Raw genomic sequence first — 1,611 nt, 5'->3', positions numbered from 1 at the left:
CCTCCGACCACCCCCGCCACCGTTCCCGCATGCTGCTGAGGATGCTGCACCTGTTCCTGGTGGCGGAGGCGGGCCCCATCGGCCCACCGGAGGACCCACGCGCGCGGGAGTACATCGTCCGGCTGCGGGCGGAGTTCGAGCGGACCGGGCCGGACGCAGCGCACTTCCCGGGGATGGTGTGGCCGCTCTCGGCATACATGCTGGACCGTGCGGCGGTGGACATGCGGGACGCGATGGATGTGGCGGTCGCCAACTGCCGTGCGTATGGCGGCGACTGGGAGGTCGGCGTCATCCTGATGTTCCGCACCCACATGGTCGTCGACTCACCCGGCAACCTGGTCGGCGTCGACGACGACCTCGCCGAACTGCGCGTGCTCAGCCACCGCGCGGGCGACCGCTGGATGCGCGCCCAGGTGTGCAGCGCGGCAGGAGAGGCAGCGATGGCACGGGGACGCCTGACGGAGGCGAGGGGCGAGTACGAGGAGGCCCTGCGCCTCGCCCACGAGGTCGGCGCGTACGCCGAGTCGCCGTTCCTCATCGCCCGCCTCGCCGAGATCGCCTACCGCTCGGGCGACCGGTCCACGGCGCTGGCCGCGCTGGACGAGGCGAGCGCCGCGGCCGACCGTTTCGCGGTGGTGGACTCCCGCGCGTTCATCCACCTCCTGCGGGCCGTCATGGCGCTGGAGGACGGGGAGACCCCCCGCGCGCGCGAACTGTTCGAGGCGGCCCGCGAGGAGACCCGCCGGGGTACCCCGCCCCCGCAGTTCATGGCGATGCTCGCCCTGGTGGACGGCCTCGTCACCGCCGTGGAGTCCGGTCCGGCGGCCGGTTTGCCGAAGTTGGCGGACGCCCTGCGCACCGCGGTGGCCGGCCGGTGCTCGGAAGCGGTGACGTCCGCCCTGGCCGACGCCGCCGGACACGTCCTGTCCGAGCTCGGTGACCACCCGCGCGCGGTCCGCCTGCTGGCCGCCGGGACCCGCTGGCGCGGCGACACCCCGCGCCCCGCCCCCGAGCGGTACAAGGCCGAGCGCGTCGAGGCCACCGCGCTCACCGCACTGGGCGACACCCGTTACGAGGCCGAGCGCACGACCGGCTCGTCCCTCACCGTGAACGACGCCGTCCAGGAGCTGGCCGACGCCCTCAAGGACCACATCCCGCACATGAGCGCGCCATCCGCTACCGGCACGTGAACCGGGCTTCCGCCCAGTCCGCCAGCGCCACCACGTCCAGGTGGTTGTGCGGCTCGACGACCAGCCGTACGGTCCTGCGCCCGTTCAGGTCCACGTGGACGGGGACCGCCTGGTCACCGCCCTTGATCCTCGGGGACTTCCACAGCCGGGTGCCGTCGGCGTACACGGAGAAGGAGACCTTGCCGAGGCGGCGTGTCAGGTCGTCGACGCCGACCAGCGCGTCGTACGCGGTGCACCGGCGGTTGAGGTCGACGGTGACGGAGGACAGGCCGTGGACGGTCACACCGTTCGCGTACGTCCTGTCCGCGATCGAGACCCCGTACCGCTGCCACACCCAGCTGCTCCCGACGAGCCGCATCTCGGGCCGGGTGCCGTCGCCGGTGACGTCGTACTCCAGCTCGTTCAGGGGAAAGACCACCGG

Annotated in this window: 1 protein-coding gene and 1 pseudogene; one reads left to right on the top strand and one right to left on the bottom strand. The window is 73.0% G+C overall.

The window, feature by feature from the left end; all coding sequences use genetic code 11:
• Window positions 1-1,190 (top strand): annotated as a pseudogene (locus FNH08_RS49855) (AfsR/SARP family transcriptional regulator); the annotation flags it as partial.
• On the opposite strand, the gene FNH08_RS49850 reads toward FNH08_RS49855, so the two are convergent.
• Window positions 1,177-1,611 (bottom strand): NPCBM/NEW2 domain-containing protein (locus FNH08_RS49850; protein WP_194238898.1); only part of this gene is annotated, 435 nt, incomplete at its 5' end. The pseudogene FNH08_RS49855 and the gene FNH08_RS49850 overlap by 14 nt on opposite strands.

This window comes from Streptomyces spongiae (assembly GCF_009377185.1).
GTDB lineage: Bacteria > Actinomycetota > Actinomycetes > Streptomycetales > Streptomycetaceae > Streptomyces > Streptomyces spongiae.
Note: the sequence above shows the minus strand (reverse complement) of the source record. Positions and strands in the feature narration are given on the sequence as shown.